The following is a 17,838-nucleotide window of genomic DNA, read 5'->3' as shown; positions in this document are numbered from 1 at the left end:
TGCAGAGCCGCCCTTTAATGCATCGCGCCGCGTAATATTTAACTTACCATTTTGGCTCATGGTTTTTCCTAATTTCCGGTTTGAATTAGATAGTGGCGCTTAATTAATAGCTTTAGACAGGAAAGAACACGGATAAAATAAGCAAGCCATAACTTATTGTTATGTATCACTTACAAAAGCTATCAATTAAGCAAGCTCGCCAAGCCAAATAACAAGGCTCAACAGACAACCACTACTGACAACTCTATATGTGTTACAACCCACTGTGTTGACCACAATCAATTTATAAAATGACACTAGGTGGAATCTTACATTCCATTTTGGCATTTATTATTAATGGGATATTAATAACACAATCAATGGTAATAATAATCGTTACCAAACACTCATAGATATATTACAAGCAGTTGTTTTTAAAGGTGTTTATATAATGGTGATTTATTGTAAACACAAAAACAAAATTCGACACCACAAAGCAAAGCCATATATTACTCATACCAAGAAGAAATAATCGAACGAAGAATAGAAGCCATTTTATGCGCCTATTTTGATTATGGATTAATCAAGTCAGTAAAATAACAATAGACAGCAAATTATAATGACATTGCTAGCATTATTTAGTCTCCGACTTCATTTACTTATTGATATATAGATATTTTAGCCATACTATCCATTATCTTTTTATGACATTAAAAACACGAATGATAATATATAAAATTTTCAAAAATAATGATGTGATTGTATGTATTGACTCCGCAGATATCAATGCTGAAAAACAATCTGATGATTTACTTAAAAATGGATATGATTATTGTTACAAAGTAAACGCCAGCACTGAAAATGAAGCCATTATAAAATTCAAAGAAAAAGAACGATTGAAAAAAATATCTATGATAAAGGGTGTCGTTCTCGGATTGCTCGCATTGTTTCTGTGGTACATGCCCATTGCCTACGAGATCCCCCAGAGCTTCGACTCCACATGCAGTTTTTGGAAGGTTATGTGGTATGAGGGCATATTTTCCCCATCGCAACATTACTACAACTACTACACATACCCAGCCGAATCATTAGAGGAGATAACACCCTTTTTTGTTATCTCTGTCGTGCTGTTTATCCTCTCGGCATTAGTGAGAACAAAAGCATTTGCCATTATCTCATCACTCGCCTTCTCCGCCATCATCGCCATCACTGCGCTTGATGTTTATTACCACGTTAATGGTTACTGTATCTACTGGGGCTACTATGGCTTGGTGTTAGTTTCACTATTGAGCTTGAAATATAGCTTATCTATGAAGACAGAAAGTCAATAATATTTTATGCCAGCTAATTTCGTATAAGCGCATTAGCTGGCAATTTTCATTAAAACGATCAATCTTTCTTTGCCCATTGTGATTTGAACACAAAAAAGAAAAACAGCATGAACACAAAATCATTGAGCCCGTAGATGGTATAGAAAATGCCCGCAAACAAATCGGCATCATAGACAGCAGAAAGGCTATTGGACGCTATCCATTTTACCCAAACGACAACATACACCAGCTTCTCTAAGGTAAATGCCCCCGCCAGCCATGTGATATTGGCTTTTATCGTCGCCGCCCCCAGATAGGCAAGCCCCCATACCATAATCATCAACAAGCCAAAATTAGACATCACAACAGGGTCAAACTCGTTGATCACACTATTGCTCAAGGCCCGCGAAAAGACTAACACCCCACCTATATTCATTGCCGCCGCAGCAGCAAGTCCGAGCCTCACGGTATTTATGTTCATTGTTTACTCCTACAGAGCCAAGAATCTGGAAGTCTGGCAAGATACTCATCGCTTACACACAAATTGTTAGTATACAACCAACGCGCAGTCCTCAGCCCCACAACAAGCCATCACAAACATGTACTTCTGAGATAGAAACTTAACTCGCTGTTCGCACAGTCATAAGGTAAACGTATATACCCAATTAGACATAATTTGGATATAAAAAACCAACAGCTAAGTCGGCTTTTTAAATGTGCGAGGCTGGAACGTATGCAACGAAAGATGGTAACCAGCAAGAACTGTCTCTTTGCTCAAGGGAAGCCTGTTTAAGGTCTACAGGCTATCTTTTTCAATGAGCAAACTCAGGTTTGGACATAACCTTGTCAGTGGCTTTGCTAATTTAGAAGAACATGAATTAGCTCAAGTATGGTAATCCTCTAGTTTGCTGACCAAATTCATCTTTCCACTACACTTTCAAATTCACTGAAACTACAATAAATCATGGTTTGTTCACAGTTTTAAACAAGAGTTAAGTCCCCATTTAATGACTCATAAATCGCTCAAAAAGCGTCACAAACTTTCAATCGCTATCGGCAGTATATTGCTTTGTTCAAGTGACCAAAAAGGTCGCTATGACCTTCTGAGGAGCTAAAAGCGCCAAAAAGGAACCTGACCTGGCGTATTTAACATATTAGGCATTTAGCGTACTAAAAAACAAAAACAAGGAATGTAAGAGCCAAATAGAAATATTACGTTTTGGTCACTTAATGTGTTTGGTGTATCACTTCATTGACATTGATGTGTATTTAAGCCTACTCTTAGGGTTCTCTAAGGTTTTCGCAAGGTTTTTTTAGTATGTCTGTAGTGTCTGAAATTGTTGAGTTACTTAGGAAAAATGGAAACGAGGCTATTACGCTTACTTGGGATCAGCTTTATGGTGTAGCTAATCGAGAACGCCTCCATAGTTCTTTTCTTGAAAAGCTTACTAATAACCTAAAAAAAGAAGATATACATATTGTGTACGGCAATAATGCTGTCATTATTGCTCGTGATTTTTGTTGGAACCGAGTTTCTGTGTAGCGATTATTTAATTTAACGGTTCGTAATAAACTACAGAAAGATCGTCTCAGGCGGCCTTCCTCGTATATGGGCATTACATGCTCACGCTCGTTCGAGACAGATTTAACGTAATAGGCACTTAATGACTACCATCAATAGAATTTGTGATGGCAGATAGTTAATTGTTGAGTGCTGAACATAGTGTTTATAAAAAATATTTAGGGTTTACTTCTTAATGAAAATAATTTTCGTGGCAGGAATTCCATACAGTGGTAAGTCAACGTTTATTCAATGCCTGCTGGATAAAAAAGTTGTTCTTCAAGGTATACAGGATCAAATTGAAGTTGATTCTGAATTTGAAGTTTTAGAAGTTGACAGAGGGATCTCTGAAATCGCTAAGGACTTTTCCTTAATCTTTTCAGGATTAGACTCTTGGCTTCCAAAGTTCAAGACGGATTTTGAAAAAGAACATAGAAAATCAGGTATCCACAACAAAGAAATATTTGTAAAAAAAATAGAAAAAGAATGGAAGGATACACAGGGTAATCAAAGAGAATTTATTCGATATTATGGCGCGTATAAAAATCATTTATGGCTTTTGGGTGTGATTAGTAAGATCAACAATATAGGTGATAAAACAATCATCATTGATTCCACGATGGAAACGAGAAAAATCAGGTCAGATGTTTTTGAATTATTTCGAAGAGAATGCCCAAATTTCTCTAGCATTCAAAAGGAATTTTACTATTTTAATACGCCGTTAGATGAATGCTTAAAAAGAAGAAAAGCAAATCCGATTCGAAGTGATAAAGTATTCCAAACAAAAGCGAAATTAATCAGAGAAAGGTATCGCAATCAAGAGCATCCAGTTAAATTTGAGCTTGGAGATTGTTATATTGGAATATTGGGATAGTCTCTATGTGACTAGAACGATTTGCTCTTATTTGGGATCGTAAATCAAATATTATTTACCATAAAACCCGTTCTATACACTACAACAAAAGGTTAGCCATTGGCTGATCTTTTGTTATCTCGCTAAGGTAGCAGAGATTAGAAAATGTATCGCTAAGTACCAGTCAACAAGTTATCGGGAGTTTCTAAGTTATCGTTATATCAATGTCTTAGCTTGCAGTAACTTCTCCTTGGCTACTTAATAAGTATTAACAGGCTGTAAATGAGCTTTAGCACTAAAACACAATGGGGCAAAAACGAGTTACAAACTGTTCTCTGCCCACTCTGTGTGGGAGGGGGGTACTGAAGACAATGTGCTTCGCTTCGTTCAAATGAAATGACATAAGTTGAACCCAATCTGGGCTCTGCACTCTACCTCATTGTCACAAATTTCAGACGTAAAAAAGCCGACTGTTAAGTCGGCTTTTTTGAAAGTGGCAGGGCTGGGGTCGCACACGACTAGGGATTTACTGCTCGCAAGCTCGCGCCCTTCGGGCTATTGCCTCTTCGTGCCTTCGGCACAGGCAATGTGCTTTCGCTTCGCCCAAATGAAATGGCATAGGTTGAACCCAGTAAGGTTCTGCACCCTACCCCATTGTCACAAAACTCAGATGTAAAAAAGCCGACAATTAAGTCGGCTTTTTTGAAAGTGGCGGAGGGATAGGGATTTGAACCCTAGATACGCTATAAACGTATGCCGGTTTTCAAGACCGGTGCTTTCAACCACTCAGCCATCCCTCCGTAAGTGCGGTGAATATTACTCGCCCAAAGGCAATGCGTAAAGACCCCACAAACTCAAGTGGATAAATTACGATCAATAATCGCTAGGTTTTACCAACCCGCTGCAATTTAAATACTCGGGAGTTACATTTTCCCATGCCAATGCTTGAAATATAAACAACAAATAGCTGAGTTTCCCCGGCAGATCACAATCGCGATGCCCAAGATAGCGTGCTGTCATCTTGTTATCGCACAAAGCAGCTATAGTTATATCCAATCTATTGGGCTACCTTGCGGATCACGATGAAAATATTCAGCAATTTCGAAAGCGGCAACATCACGGTTGTGAAATCTGATACCCCGGACAATATCCAGCTCGCCATTCCGGCAGACAACCAATCGGATATTGCCCAGTGGTTTCATTTTCGCCTTGAGAGCGAGCCTCAGCGCCAGCACCAATTCAAGATTTTGAATCTGGCCAAATCCGCCTATCCAGAGGGCTGGCAGGACTATGATGTGGTTGCCTCATATGACCGCGAGGAGTGGTTTAGAATCCCGTCCCAATTTGACGGCGACACCCTGAGTTTCAATGTGATCCCTGAATACGGCTCGATGTATTTTGCCTACTTTGCCCCTTATAGCTACGAACGCCATCAGGATCTCCTCCATCAAGCCCAAATGCACTTTAGCTGCACTCTCGACACCTTGGGCCAGACCCTTGACGGCAACGACGTAAGCCTGCTCACCATCGGCGAGCCTGATGAAGACAAAAAGAATATTTGGATTATCGGCCGCCAGCATCCGGGCGAGACGATGGCTGAATGGTTTATCGAAGGGCTGCTTCAGCGCCTGCTTGACGATACCGACACCGTTGCCAAAGCCCTGCTCGACAAGGCAGTATTCCGAGTTGTGCCGAACATGAACCCGGACGGCAGCATCCGCGGCCATCTGCGTACCAATGCCATCGGGGTCAACCTCAACCGTGAATGGCAGGCGCCGTCGATGGAAAAAAGCCCGGAAGTATTCTTGGTGCGCGAGCAGATGCTGGCCTGCGGGGTGGATATGTTCCTCGATATCCACGGCGACGAGGCGATCCCCTACAATTTCGTGGCGGGCAGCGAAGGCATCCCTTCATATAACGAACATCACGCCGCACTGGAACAGGCGTTCAAGCAGGCACTCCTGACCATTACCCCCGAATTTCAGGACCAACACGGCTACGACAAAGATGCCCCCGGCAGTGCCAACCTGACTATCGGCTCCAATTGGGTGGCCGAACAGTTCAAGTGCCTGTCATACACCATCGAAATGCCGTTTAAGGATCATATCACCCATCCAGATGAATTCTACGGCTGGTCACCCGAGCGCAGCGTGGCATTCGGCCAGGATGTACTCGCCGCAATATGGGCGGTGGTGGATCAGATTTGATCCTGTCGATCAAAAAAACCGGAATAGGTTCTGCCTATTCCGGTTGTTGATGGTTCTTTGACGGTCAGCGGATGCCGCTGGCACAAATCTCGGCTAATAAATCTCACACCATTCGTTTTTCATATCTATCAGGTGCCAATTGTCGCGCTTGTTGGCTTCATCAAGGGCTGAATCCAAATGGCCAACGTCTGACTTCCGATCATATTTCCATTCCCGCGCCTCGTCGGTATGGTGAACAATCATCGCCATAGAATGGGGCTGACTTGTCGCCCATTGCATCATCGCTTGGTCGCCATCTGAATTACCCACTGCCAGAATGGGTTTCTTACCGATGATATGTTGAATATTCTCGACTTTGCCCGCCTTGTCATCGATTGTCAGGATTTCCCCCAACTTCACCACCGTCGGCTTGCCGTCGTTGTAACTGTATTTGTACTTCAGGGCGCTACCAATAATTTGCTCTTGCGGGATGTTATAGGCCTGCGGAGCCCACACCCGCATAAAATCCACCCCGCCCCCCGATACGATATAGGTTTTAAAATCGTTATCTTGCAGGTAGGCCAGCATCTCTTTCATCGGCTTGTAGGTTAACGCCGTATATGCCTTGTTGAAGCGTTTGTCCTTGGCGGCCTGTAGCCATTGCCCTACGGCTTTCTGGTACTCTTCAACCGTCATGCCGGAATGGGTCGCCTTTACGATCTCCAGCAGCGATTTTTCCCCGCCCGCGAAAACACTCTTGAGATCATCCTCCAGCACAAACTTGAACGGTTCTTGGGTTTTCCATTCGGGATGATCGGTGGCCATTGCCTTTATCTGGTCGAACGCAAACACCAATTGGAAGTAATAGGGCTTTTCCGACCACAAGGTGCCATCATTGTCGAAAACCGCGATCCGATCTTCAACCGCCACAAATTTATCTGACTCTTTATTGGTGGCCTGTTTTACAAAATCCACTATCGCGGTCTTGCTCTTCCCGTCCTTCCATGAAGGAAGCAGCGATGAATTACACCCTTGAGCAAAACTGGTGTATGAAAAACTGGATAACATGACAAATGACAGAACATGTAATCGCCGCATTATAAACCACTCCTTTTTGATTAATGCTTTTAACTTAGACCAACCAGCCCAACTTGCACGTCAGCCTCGACAAAACCGTAACAACAAAAAAGCCAGCGTCTGAGATGCACGCTGGCTGATTGTTGCTATCAATGGCTGTCCATCACGGCTAACTGGCCTGATATTGGAACACCTTGCACAGGCTCTGGCTGAGTTTGGAAAACTGCCGTGCCAACTCGCGGTTTAGCCACAGGTAACCGAAGTAACTGATGTCACTGGTATCATCCTGATCATGCGGGCCACGCTGCGGCAATAAGTGCAAAATAATGATTTCATCTTTGTGGATCGGGGTGATGGTCTTGCGCTCAATCTGGCGGCTCAACCGTTCAAAACGCCGGGCAAGCTGCTCCTTGGCCTGAGTCAGGCATGGCATATCGCTGATCTTCTGCTGACCTTTCTGGGTATCCCACGGGGTACTGACCAAGGTGTCGATCATGGTATAGATGCGTTTTTCGATCAGCAGGACGTTGGCGATCACTTGCTTGTTGGGGCCAGCCTCCTTGAGAGCATGTGGCAGCAAATCCTGCTGCTTGTCGAGCAGCTTTGCCAGCTCCTGAGTATGGAGCGGATTGAAGGTACTCATCGAGAGTTCCTGATTATGCTGATGGTAGTACTCGCCGCTTTTTTCCAAGAACTGACTCACCAAATCAAAGAAATGATCCGTCGCGCGGGAAGGGAAAACATAAATACTGCAAAGAATAGACACGATACCGGCCCACAGTACGTTAACGGTACGCCACATCGCAGCATCAAAATCTTCCGGGCCGCCACCTGCAACAACCACTATTGTTATTGCCACCACCAACGATGCATAGGCGTATTTCTTCTGGGTGCAGTACATCGCCGCCAAGGTTACGGCCAAAAACATCAAATGGTGGAGCCAGTTATACTGAGCAGGGATCAAATACAGCGACAAACCCATCAGCGCGCCAATCACTGTCCCCCATATTCGCTGCTTGGCCTTGGAGAGAACCCCGCCGATAAAAGGAATCGTCCCCATTACGGTGACCGCCGTGATCAGCGCCCATGTGCCATAGGGGATGTCGAATAGACGGATGATCAACTGGATTAGGCTGAAGGCGATAAATACACGGAAAACATAAAGAAAACGGTAATTTTTTAGCGCAAAGTGTTGGTATTTGTTCATAGGGATGATGACATCAGATGAAAACTTCAATCATCATACAAACTATTCTTCAATTAGTACCACGTAAAATCCCCCATTCGTACAATCTTAGATCCGCCAAATGGAATACGGCTATCATTCAGGCATAAAAAAAGCCAGTACCAAAGCCGGTACTGGCTGTGCCTAGCGGATGCGACTGAACCTGCATCCGGCTACGTTATTAACGCATGATCATCTGCTCACGGCCTGGGCCGACAGAAACCATCTTCACCGGTACGCCCATCAGAGATTCGATGCGCAGTACGTAATCCTGAGCCGCTTTCGGCAACTCTTCGAACTTACGGCAACCGGTAATATCTTCGCTCCAGCCTTCCATATTCTCGTAAACAGGGCCTAGTGCCGCTGTTTGAGGCCAGATTGGGTTTTCGCTGTGCTCGCCATCGTAGGCAACACAGATCTTCAGACCTTCCAGACCGCTCAGGCAGTCAAGCTTGGTCAGGGCCACTTCGGTTGCAGCCTGAAGCTCAACACCGTTCTTGGTTGCAACGGCATCAAAGTAACCCATGTCACGTGGGCGGCCAGTGGTTGCGCCGAACTCACCCGCAAGTTCACGGAAGGCATCTTGCTCTTCCATCGCGGTGATCAGCGTACCCGTACCTACCGATGAGCTAAATGCCTTGGCAACGGCAATCACGCGCTCTGGGCGAAGAGCAGGAAGGCCACTACCGATACCAGCGTACATAGACACAACGTTAGACGACGTTGTCCACGGGTATTCGCCGTATACCAAATCACGACCAGCACCAAGCTGTGCTTCGAACAGTAGGTTTTTGTCTTCGGCCTGAATTGCCTTCAACGGCAGGCTAACGTTGCAGATCGCGTCACGCCAAGGCGCAGAAATCTCAAGCAACCATGCAGTCATCTCTTCTGCTGTCTGGCTGAATTCAAACGTTGGGTACAGGGCTTTAAGCTGTGGTAGTTTCCAATCCATCCAGAACTGGATACGCTCAAGCAGTACTTCAGGCTGCTTCAGCCAGCCGACCAAGATACCTTTTTTCATTACGCGGTCGCCGTAAGCGGGTGCTATGCCCTGGCGTGTTGAACCGTAAGCGCTGTCACCCAAACGTACTTCTTCCAGCGTATCTTCTAGCGCGTGGAGTGGAAGGCACAGTGTTGCGCGGTCAGAAATACATAGGTTTACCTTAACGCCAGCAGCTTCAACTTCTTCTAGCTCTTTTGACAGTGGCTCAGGGCTGATCACCATGCCAGGGCCTAGCACCGCAAGACAACCAGGGTTAAATACGCCGCTTGGCAGCTGGTGCAATTTGAACGTACCCAGATCATTCACCACGGTGTGGCCGGCATTGTTACCGCCCTGGAAACGGATGCTGGCTGCAGCTTGTTCAGCCAGAAAATCGACGATGCGGCCTTTGCCTTCATCACCCCAGTTTGCACCTACTACAACAGTTGACGACATAATTAACTCTCCTTAAAAGCGATGGGAACTATGCTATGCCTCGCCGGCCAATAAGAAAAATTAATAATCGTTATAAGCCCGATAAGGATTCCATATGGGATTTTGTGACAAACGGCGTAGAATGAGGGGAACATTTTTGCTGCTGCAGGCAGCGTGTTCTGATACTGCGAGGCACCATGCTTGATCTCAACTGGCTCAATACCTTTACCACTCTTGCGAGGCTGGAGCATTTCGGCAAAACGGCGACAGAGCTGCATATGACCCAACCCAATGTCAGTTTGCATATCAAGCAGCTGGAACAGGCAACCCGGGTCAAGCTTATTGAACGCAACCCGTTCCGGCTTACCCAAGCAGGTGAGCGCTTACTACATAGCGCGCAGCTCACCTTGCAGGAACTTCAGGTCTGCCAAGCCGATCTCAATGCAATCAATGACCTGTGCCAAGGCACCTTGTCCATCGCGGCCAGCGATATCATTTCCCGCCTGCTGCTGATCAAGCCTTTTCAGTCTTTTAAGAAAGAATTCCCAGGTATCGACCTCTCGCTCTTTAATACCACGTCCTCACAAGCAGCCGAGCTAGTTCGCAGTGCAAAGGCCGATCTCGGTTTTGTCATTGCCCAAAAAGAGAGCCAACCATTGCACTTCACCGAGCTGCGCCAGATCCGGTGGTGCGCACTGGGCAACGGCCTGAGCGACTGGCAAAAATCCGCACAGGAAAATATCGCCACCCCCTCGGGCGACGAGCCAACCCTGATCTTGCTTGGTCACGATACCCGTACCCGGGATTTGATCGACTCTGCCCTGCCGAGCCTGCGACTGCCCCGCTACCGAATTATGGAAGTCGGCAGTGTCGATGCCCAAATCGACTGGGCCGAGGCAGGTTTCGGCATCGCTATCGTACCGGCGTTCTCGCTCCACCCGAAACTCAACCTACAAAGTACCATTACACCGCTGCCCGACTTCCCAACCACCAGCTTGGGCTATATCGTGCGCCAGAACCAAGTCCTGTCGCGTGCAATCAAACAGTTGTTGAACTGGGTCAGCGAAGAGATCGCCAACAGCGCCAATGGCTAATCGACTACTATTGCCTCCCCCAAACAATGGGGGAGCCCCATACAGCCTGAAATAGCAAGTTATTCACCGATAAATCAGCAAATTACACAGCAAAATATGTTGTGCCTCGCAAAATCCCGCTTCCCCCCTAGTGACATTCTCAACGGATAGCCATCATGCGCACGACTCAAACCTGTAAACGGATTTAATGATGAAAAAACATTACCTTGCAATACTGTTAGCGGCATGCAGCACATCCAGCATGGCATTCGAACTTACCAACCCTGCAGCCAATAACACCGACAATCTAGTATGGAGCGGCCACCTTAGCCCGGATACTGATACCGTCACCTCTGCCATTGCCGCCGCCCACATTTTCGGCGGTACGGCAGCGATCCCTGAGGCGGTAAACCCAGAGAGCCAGTTCGTCCTCGATTACTGCAAAGTCAAAACACCAACCATGCTCAGCGCGGTAAAAGCCGACAAAGTAGGCTTGGTTGACTTCAACCAGAAGACCCAGCTTCACAGCAGCATTGCCGAAGATAAAATCGTTGCGATCATCGACCACCACGCCATTGGCGGCAACCCAGTGAACATGCCACAAGTGGCTACCCTGGATATCCGCCCTTGGGGCTCGGCAGCAACTATTCTAGCCAACCGCGCTGAAACGCTAGGCGTTTCCCTACCGGCAGAAATCGCCTGTACAACACTGGGCGGCATCCTCTCTGACACTGTGGTATTCACCTCGCCAACCACCACTGAATATGACAAGCAATATGCTGAGAAATTGGCAAAAACAGCCAGGATCAAAGATATCAAGGCATTCGGCGAAAAAATGCTGGAAGCAAAATCAGATCTTAGCCATGTAAGCGCGGCCGATATCCTGACTCTGGATTACAAGAACTTTGCATACGGTGGCAAAAAAGTCGGTATCGGTGTTGCCGAAACCCTCACTGCCCAGCAACTGCTAGACCGTCGTGACGAGTTCGTTGCTGCGATGAAGGCTTACAAGAAAGAAGCTGGCCTTGATCACCTATTCTTCTCAGTCATCGATACCAAGCATAAGCGCGCCAACATGCTGTGGATCGACAGTGCCGACCAGAAAGTGGTTCAGGCCGCATTCAAGGGCAAGAACACCGGTGAATGGCTAACGCTAGACGGCGTAACATCGCGCAAACGCCAAATTGGCCCATCCATCCAAAAAGCTATCGAAGCGCAATAACCCCCGCCGCCGATATTTGGGCATAAAAAAACGGGCACCCATTGGGTGCCCGTTTTCATTTTCGTCTTTTAGATTTTTTCTGCGACTTGTGTTTTAGCCTGATGATTTTTAATCCACCACTGACGCAGGCGCATAGTCAGGAAGCTCAACACCGCAACCGACAGGGTAATAACCGGTGCGGCCATTAGCGCCATCGTTACCAAGCGGCTCAAGTTCTCTGGCAGCAGTGGCAAAACCATACCAAAACCACACAGCAGGCCAGTCCACAACATGGCGCTCAACCATGAGAAGTAATGGAACTTACCAACCTTGCTCACTCGCATGCCCATCATCAACGGCAGCAGCGAACGCACTACTGGGATGAAGCGAGCGCAGAACAAGGCAACAAGGCCATGCTTGCCGAGCAATACGTCAACCTGCTGCAAGCGGCGCTGAGGAACGGCATCTACCCATTTCTGCACCTTAGGCAGCTTGTTCAGCCAACGGCCTTGCTGGTAAGCGGCCCAGCTTCCCATTGCCGAACAGAAGGCAATAAGCACAAGAATAAACACTGGGTCCAACACACCGACAGCTGCCAAGGTGCCAGACAAGATAACAACACTGTCACACGGGAACGGAGCGGCTGGAATAAATCCACTCTCAAGAAAAATAAGTGCGGCAACCACGAAATACACCATGGCGGCGCTGCCCGGAACCATCAGGGCATTGAAGTCTTGGTGCCAAAGCGCCATCAAGACCGACATAACTGAATCAAACATTTACATATCCTCACATCAAAACAAACGACGACTTACAATGCGAGGTGCATATTACGTGTGTGGATAAAACGATAGATGATGTTTGATTCCTGCCACCCGCCTAGACGATAACTCCGAAAACGCCGGTAGCACCATTCGCGGTAGCAGTAACAGACGGTTGCCACAATCCCTGCAAGCAAGTTGACAACATCATACCAATAGACATGCCGCAGCGGATCTGGCTCCCAGACCTCGCGTTCACTGCTGCCAGTTGCAGTCCGGGGAAAAACAAGACGGGAGTTCTGCCTAACGGGCAGAGCTGCGTGCTTCTGCTTCCTTACTTTGAGAGTATGGCTATCAAAACGGTTCCATGCCTGTTCGGCAGAAGGGAATGAGGCCGCAGGGGAAACCGGCAAATCGGCATGGGCATAGCTGGCCTTGCCTACAGAGAGGCCAAGCCATAGCAATGATGACAGCAGATAAAAAGCACGGTTAATACGCAAAGCAATATTCCCACCGGATAGGAAGCTGATCTCGAAGCAAAGCCGACATCTAAGCCAGCTCCTGCTCTCAGGGTACGTTTTAACGCCGGAAGGAAGGAATTGCAATACAATTCATCAATCGTGAAGATGAGAAAAAGAATAATCTTGCGATACGAGAACGGTTGCGCAGCTATAAATACCTCTTAATCTCGGTATCTTTTTGATTTTAGTCATTATGTTCAAACGCTAAAACTGTGACGCAACCACAAGTGACCCGCTTGTTTTTCGGTCGAAAAACACACAACCATTAACTCGTGTCACCCAACAGGTAAATCTTCTACCTTTTCTCAAATTTCGACGTTATTGGCCAGTGGACGAAAATCGATGGGTCATCAAATACGATCCCTTGTTTGAACATCAGGCTCGTCATATAAGAAGCCTGTCGCTGCTTCATGGCGGATAGACGAGACTTATATTAACGTCCAGTTCTGGTTGACGGGGAGGATGCTTCACCTGATTTAAGTGCTTCAGGTTAAGTATCTGAACAATATCGTCGAGCAAAGCCACCGCAGAGTGAAATGAAAAATAAACCAGACACTGGCTGGAAATCGGTACGTTTGTACTTCAACATCACTTTGCAACAAACCCTTCAGTAAGTAACCAAGGTAATAAAGCAAAACCGATACGTACAATCAACCTATCCGTATCGGTATATATCATTGTGCTAATGCCTGATGGTTATAACCGGATATTTTCAGGCTTAATCCATAGGCCATAAGCGCCACCCTGACGGCCTTTTTTGCCAAACTCCCTTAATTGAGTCGGCTCGTCTTTGTCATATACCTGGGCCGGCAAAATGCAGAAGGTAAAATCAGAGGGGAAATGGCTGTTAAGCTTACTCTTAAGCTTGGTCAGCCTGTCGGCAAAAAAGGCATTGGTCATACCAGCCTTCAGTTCATCAAACGTTTTCGATCCCTTTACCAGATCCGCATCCATCAGCAGTTCGGTTCGCGCTTTGTAATTATAAACGTAGTCCTTACTGTCGTTTTCACCCAGTAGCAGCTGGTAATCATGCACTTTATTACCTGACAACCTCTCCAGCTCTTGCAAAAACAGGTCGGTTAGCTTCTTATCATAAACCTCATTATCATCGTTCTCTTCTGACTCTTTCAGGGGTTTTTTGATATCACTGTAGCCGTTTTCAGAAACTTGTCTGGCTATCATCGCAAAAAAGGCCAACTCCATTGTATTATCGAAAAAGTCGATCTCCTTGCCATAAATGCTTACCGAGCGGCGGAAAAAATTAAATTTCAACTCTATTTTATCCCGCTCATTAATGGCGTTCTGGAACTTAACCATTTCACGATAGCTTTCTTCTTCCAGGCTCTTTAGCACATTTTTGTTCAGCTGATCGCGTTGACGAATAAACGGAATTTCAGCCAATGTCACCTTTGCTTTTTTTGCATCCAAGTGTTCATTATCACCGCGACCCTCAATAACCTGGGTGTAAGGGGTAGGATAATAGAAACCTCTTAAGCCTTCGAAAGCTTCTTCAACCAGCACATGGCTTAGCCTGTCTCCCGGCCGTGCAAATAAGGTCATGGCATAACCGAGGAAAAAAGTCATGGTCTTACGCCCGCCAGCAAGGGAGGCATGGATACGTTTATTCTTATCGTTGCATAGGCTAGCAACATGCTGAACGATAAAATCAGCTAACGCTTCTTGATCTTCAAAAGAGCGGGCGTCGTCGACTTCGCTGCCGTTGGCGCCAGGCACGACCTGAATATGAGCTGATGTAATTGTAGGTACCGGCCGCCCATAGTCTTCACATAACTGTTCAATACGCGACTTTTTGCCTTCTTGCGTTGTGATCAACCCGAGCTCTGCCTGTTCCTTTCCCTTTTTGGTCGTAATAATCTGGATCTCATCTGGCCAATCTAACTTGGCTTGATGGATCCCAAAAAGCGTTTCAGTCACGATCTGGGGTGACAGGCCGGTAACGGCAAGAAGTACGGTCTTCTTCGAGTCGGTCATAGATTACCTCAAAAAATTCAAACAAAAGGCGGTTGGAAAAAACTGAACCGCGTGGCGGCGACAAAGGCGTCTGAAGCAAAATATCTATCCTCTGCTGACCTTCGGATTCTGTCTTTTCTTAGATGCCTAATACGTTACAACAACAAGCAAGAAATGGTTTATTCACAAACTTGTAAATCGCCTTCTTACCGCAATTATTGACTAAGATCTACTAGTAAAAACAAACACCTATGACAGTATTTCACAAACTGTTACATTTAGCACCGCTTAAGTAAGTCTCAGATGCATATTAAGGAGGCAACCAGTGATCCACAGCTATTTATTCGAAGCCAAATCCATTCAGAGTTACCTGTTCAGAACGGGCAAACTTAGAGACGTCATAGCAGCCAGTGAACGATTAGATTCCCTGATTGACAGTTCAAAAAACAGTGTGTTGTTTCATGTTCTAACAAATGCCAACCTCCAATCTGATTTACTCGATGCCGGAACTGAAGATAAGCCTCATCTGATCCGCTTTCTTCGCTGCAAAGGCGGTGCTTTTTATGCATATTGCCAGCAACCAGAGCCATTGCTGGCACTGCGTTCACTCTGGACATTAACGGTACAGCAGCTTTTTCCATCATTGGAGTTTACCGATGCATTAACCGAAGCCTCCACATTACCGGAAGCCCTGGATAAAGCACATAAAGAACTGGCAGCCGACCGTAATACCCCTGAGTTCAAGTTCCCTCTGGCAACAGCTATCACCCAAAGGTATTCCCATACAGGTGCGGTGAGTGTTCCGATTTCAGACCTAGCCAACCGCGCTTCGATGAAAGACGAGCTCGGACACAATTCACTCGACCTGGACACCGAACTACATCGCCAATCATATCAATCACTTAATATGCGAGATCGCGCCGCACTGCAAGATCGGTTTACGCCAGAAAAGTTAAAAGGCAAGGTATTTTATCCGATAAATCTTGAAAAAGATTTTCAGTACTCATCCCCTGATGTTCAAGCAAAAAACAGAGCTGAGATTAAAGATATAGCCTTAATCCACATCGACGGTAACGGTTTAGGCATCTTATTAATAGGGTTGCGTGATGTACTTAAGGGTAAATCGAATGATGAATATCGAAATGGGTTCAGGCAATTTTCTGATGCTTTAGCGCAAGCCACAGAAAAAGCAGCACAAACGGCAACACAATGGATTTATGATCAAGCCTGCTATCGCCACACGGCAGAAGGCGATAATGATGAAAAAGACTACTTACCCATGCGCCCATTAGTGCTGGGAGGGGATGATCTCACCTTACTTTGCCGTGCTGATCTCGCCGTAGAATACAGCAAACGCTTCTGCCGTGAATTTAAAAAAGAATCTCAACTCGCCTTAGCAGGACTCTATTCTCAGCATTTGCGAAACTCAGGTATCAAAAAATACTTGACTGCTAGTGGCGGCATTCTTTATCACAAAGCCGGTCATCCTTTTACTTATAGCCATCATCTGGTCGAAGACTTATGCCAGGAGGCAAAGGCTCTGACCAAGAGCCTTAATAAATCCGATAAAGAAGTCGGCCCGGCCGCTTTGGCATTTTTCCGGCTTTCTAATGCGATTTCCGCCAGTTTAACAGCCTTAAAGCAGCAGTCTCAGCAATTTGATGTTAAAGACAGTCATGACTCTTTCTCTTTAGAACTGTGCCAAAGCGCTTTCTTTGTCGATGCAGAACATGACGGCGCCTCAGACTTCAATGCTCTGGATAAACTGGTAAAACTGTGTCGCGGAAAAGCTGCCCCTGTCTCCATGACCAAATGGCGTCAAATGGTGACTCACCTTGCCCTTGGAAACAAAGTTGAAGCGGATCGTATTTATGCCCGAGCGATTGAACGTTGCCAAGATCACAAGGCCATTGAGCAGTTGATGGCTCTATTTAACACTTTTGCTGCAGACAGTGACCAAGTGTGCAATTGGTACTGGCGCAAAGAAAATGGCAACTATCAAACTGTGATCTCGGATATGTTGATTTACGACCATTTCCTTGCCGTACCTTGTCAGAAAAACGTTACTGTTCCGGAGGGAAACCAATGAACCCTGAGTATCACCTAACCTTTGAATTACTTAGTTACTGGCATATTGGCAATGGCAGTGAAGCAGGTGCCTATGCCGATGCCCTGGTACTAAAAGACAATCATGGTTTGCCTTATATTCCGGGTAAAAGCATCAAAGGGTTACTGCGGCAGGCCTTCACGACAGCCAACGACAATCAATGGTTCGGTACACCTTCCTGCGAGCTGATGCAATTATTGTTTGGCGATGAAAAACGTTCAGGTGAACAAGCTCAGGGCTTAATTCAGCTTTCGAGCGCACACCTTACGGCGCCGGAAGTTGCATTTTTCACCCAACAGCCAGAGGCCAAAAGCCACCTGTATCAAGTACTGCATTCTACGGCAATAAATGAAGAAACTGGAGTAGCCCAGGAGACGAGCTTGAGAAGCATGGAAGTGGCCGTCCCTATGACATTAACCGCCATCCTTACCCTTAATACCTATCACCCAGAGTACGCCCGCCCTGAAAACCAGGTTTGCGAGCAATTCGGCACATGGCTTTCTCAGGCCGTCACTCTAGTGACTGAGTTGGGCGCCAAGCGTCATCGCGGCCTTGGCAAGGTGCTCGTAACATCACAGCCAATGAACAGGGAGTAA

15 protein-coding genes and 1 tRNA gene are annotated in these 17,838 nt (G+C 46.2%); 8 read left to right on the top strand and 8 right to left on the bottom strand.

Annotated elements, in window-relative coordinates; all coding sequences use genetic code 11:
• The first annotated feature begins 683 nt into the window (after positions 1–683).
• Positions 684–1,310 (top strand): hypothetical protein, encoded by a 627-nt coding sequence (locus ABT56_RS22185; RefSeq protein ID WP_047880845.1) that lies wholly within the window; start codon positions 684–686, stop codon positions 1,308–1,310.
• Between the two features lie 58 nt (positions 1,311–1,368).
• On the opposite strand, the gene ABT56_RS22180 is transcribed toward ABT56_RS22185, so the two are convergent.
• Entirely contained in the window at positions 1,369–1,770 is a 402-nt protein-coding gene (locus ABT56_RS22180) for a hypothetical protein (RefSeq protein ID WP_047880846.1), read from the bottom strand.
• A gap of 837 nt (positions 1,771–2,607) precedes the next feature.
• Between ABT56_RS22180 and ABT56_RS22175 the strand changes: the two genes are divergently transcribed.
• Positions 2,608–2,832 (top strand): hypothetical protein, encoded by a 225-nt coding sequence (locus ABT56_RS22175; protein WP_047881099.1) that lies wholly within the window; start codon positions 2,608–2,610, stop codon positions 2,830–2,832.
• Positions 2,833–3,046: 214 nt separating this feature from the next.
• Positions 3,047–3,724: a hypothetical protein gene (locus ABT56_RS22170; RefSeq protein WP_047881098.1), complete on the top strand. Its 678-nt coding sequence runs from the start codon at positions 3,047–3,049 to the stop codon at positions 3,722–3,724.
• 688 nt (positions 3,725–4,412) lie between these two features.
• On the opposite strand, the gene ABT56_RS22165 is transcribed toward ABT56_RS22170, so the two are convergent.
• Positions 4,413–4,503: transfer RNA gene (locus ABT56_RS22165), tRNA-Ser, on the bottom strand.
• Between the two features lie 282 nt (positions 4,504–4,785).
• On the opposite strand from ABT56_RS22165, the gene ABT56_RS22160 reads away from it, so the two are divergent.
• A complete protein-coding gene (locus tag ABT56_RS22160; protein WP_047881097.1) occupies positions 4,786–5,910 on the top strand; it encodes a M14 family metallopeptidase in 1,125 nt (374 codons plus the stop codon).
• 93 nt (positions 5,911–6,003) lie between these two features.
• On the opposite strand, the gene ABT56_RS22155 is transcribed toward ABT56_RS22160, so the two are convergent.
• The 3 genes from ABT56_RS22155 to ABT56_RS22145 all read right to left on the bottom strand — a co-directional run bounded on the left by ABT56_RS22155 (position 6,004) and on the right by ABT56_RS22145 (position 9,629).
• On the bottom strand, positions 6,004–6,957 hold the full coding sequence (locus ABT56_RS22155; protein ID WP_420835137.1) for an HAD family hydrolase: 954 nt from the start codon (positions 6,955–6,957) through the stop codon (positions 6,004–6,006).
• Positions 6,958–7,135: 178 nt separating this feature from the next.
• Positions 7,136–8,173 carry an FUSC family protein gene (locus ABT56_RS22150; protein ID WP_047881095.1) on the bottom strand — a complete coding sequence of 346 codons (1,038 nt, stop codon included), beginning with the start codon at positions 8,171–8,173 and terminating at the stop codon, positions 7,136–7,138.
• Between the two features lie 199 nt (positions 8,174–8,372).
• Positions 8,373–9,629: an adenylosuccinate synthetase gene (locus tag ABT56_RS22145; protein WP_047881094.1), complete on the bottom strand. Its 1,257-nt coding sequence runs from the start codon at positions 9,627–9,629 to the stop codon at positions 8,373–8,375.
• 176 nt (positions 9,630–9,805) lie between these two features.
• On the opposite strand from ABT56_RS22145, the gene ABT56_RS22140 reads away from it, so the two are divergent.
• Both ABT56_RS22140 and ABT56_RS22135 read left to right on the top strand, forming a co-directional pair.
• Complete coding sequence (locus tag ABT56_RS22140; RefSeq protein ID WP_047881093.1) at positions 9,806–10,702, top strand: LysR family transcriptional regulator; 897 nt, start codon at positions 9,806–9,808, stop codon at positions 10,700–10,702.
• A 190-nt stretch (positions 10,703–10,892) separates the two neighbouring features.
• Positions 10,893–11,903 carry a manganese-dependent inorganic pyrophosphatase gene (locus tag ABT56_RS22135; protein WP_157037948.1) on the top strand — a complete coding sequence of 337 codons (1,011 nt, stop codon included), beginning with the start codon at positions 10,893–10,895 and terminating at the stop codon, positions 11,901–11,903.
• A gap of 68 nt (positions 11,904–11,971) precedes the next feature.
• On the opposite strand, the gene ABT56_RS22130 is transcribed toward ABT56_RS22135, so the two are convergent.
• From ABT56_RS22130 to csm6, 3 genes are all read right to left on the bottom strand, one after another.
• Positions 11,972–12,661 carry a DedA family protein gene (locus tag ABT56_RS22130; protein ID WP_047881091.1) on the bottom strand — a complete coding sequence of 230 codons (690 nt, stop codon included), beginning with the start codon at positions 12,659–12,661 and terminating at the stop codon, positions 11,972–11,974.
• Between the two features lie 32 nt (positions 12,662–12,693).
• Positions 12,694–13,143 (bottom strand): hypothetical protein, encoded by a 450-nt coding sequence (locus ABT56_RS22125; RefSeq protein WP_047881090.1) that lies wholly within the window; start codon positions 13,141–13,143, stop codon positions 12,694–12,696.
• A 717-nt stretch (positions 13,144–13,860) separates the two neighbouring features.
• Positions 13,861–15,156 (bottom strand): CRISPR-associated ring nuclease Csm6, encoded by a 1,296-nt coding sequence (gene csm6 / locus ABT56_RS23440; RefSeq protein WP_053062607.1) that lies wholly within the window; start codon positions 15,154–15,156, stop codon positions 13,861–13,863.
• Positions 15,157–15,460: 304 nt separating this feature from the next.
• Between csm6 and ABT56_RS22115 the strand changes: the two genes are divergently transcribed.
• Together ABT56_RS22115 and ABT56_RS22110 are read left to right on the top strand one after the other, a co-directional pair.
• Complete coding sequence (locus ABT56_RS22115) at positions 15,461–17,224, top strand: hypothetical protein (protein ID WP_047881089.1); 1,764 nt, start codon at positions 15,461–15,463, stop codon at positions 17,222–17,224.
• Positions 17,221–17,838: an RAMP superfamily CRISPR-associated protein gene (locus ABT56_RS22110; protein ID WP_047881088.1), complete on the top strand. Its 618-nt coding sequence runs from the start codon at positions 17,221–17,223 to the stop codon at positions 17,836–17,838. Before ABT56_RS22115 ends, ABT56_RS22110 begins: the two co-directional genes overlap by 4 nt.

The organism is Photobacterium aquae (assembly GCF_001029445.1).
Classification (GTDB): domain Bacteria; phylum Pseudomonadota; class Gammaproteobacteria; order Enterobacterales; family Vibrionaceae; genus Photobacterium; species Photobacterium aquae.
This window is presented reverse-complemented; position numbering and strand designations above follow the sequence as displayed.

What these genes read in the sequence shown, in the direction of transcription:
- ABT56_RS22150 (WP_047881095.1), bottom strand. Translation starts at nt 8,173, where the DNA reads ATGAACAAATACCAACACTTTGCGCTAAAAAATTACCGTTTTCTTTAT.
- csm6 (WP_053062607.1), bottom strand. Translation starts at nt 15,156, where the DNA reads ATGACCGACTCGAAGAAGACCGTACTTCTTGCCGTTACCGGCCTGTCA.
- ABT56_RS22135 (WP_157037948.1), top strand. Translation starts at nt 10,893, where the DNA reads ATGAAAAAACATTACCTTGCAATACTGTTAGCGGCATGCAGCACATCC.
- ABT56_RS22130 (WP_047881091.1), bottom strand. Translation starts at nt 12,661, where the DNA reads ATGTTTGATTCAGTTATGTCGGTCTTGATGGCGCTTTGGCACCAAGAC.
- ABT56_RS22170 (WP_047881098.1), top strand. Translation starts at nt 3,047, where the DNA reads ATGAAAATAATTTTCGTGGCAGGAATTCCATACAGTGGTAAGTCAACG.
- ABT56_RS22110 (WP_047881088.1), top strand. Translation starts at nt 17,221, where the DNA reads ATGAACCCTGAGTATCACCTAACCTTTGAATTACTTAGTTACTGGCAT.
- ABT56_RS22145 (WP_047881094.1), bottom strand. Translation starts at nt 9,629, where the DNA reads ATGTCGTCAACTGTTGTAGTAGGTGCAAACTGGGGTGATGAAGGCAAA.
- ABT56_RS22140 (WP_047881093.1), top strand. Translation starts at nt 9,806, where the DNA reads ATGCTTGATCTCAACTGGCTCAATACCTTTACCACTCTTGCGAGGCTG.
- ABT56_RS22155 (WP_420835137.1), bottom strand. Translation starts at nt 6,957, where the DNA reads ATGTTATCCAGTTTTTCATACACCAGTTTTGCTCAAGGGTGTAATTCA.
- ABT56_RS22180 (WP_047880846.1), bottom strand. Translation starts at nt 1,770, where the DNA reads ATGAACATAAATACCGTGAGGCTCGGACTTGCTGCTGCGGCGGCAATG.
- ABT56_RS22160 (WP_047881097.1), top strand. Translation starts at nt 4,786, where the DNA reads ATGAAAATATTCAGCAATTTCGAAAGCGGCAACATCACGGTTGTGAAA.
- ABT56_RS22175 (WP_047881099.1), top strand. Translation starts at nt 2,608, where the DNA reads ATGTCTGTAGTGTCTGAAATTGTTGAGTTACTTAGGAAAAATGGAAAC.
- ABT56_RS22185 (WP_047880845.1), top strand. Translation starts at nt 684, where the DNA reads ATGACATTAAAAACACGAATGATAATATATAAAATTTTCAAAAATAAT.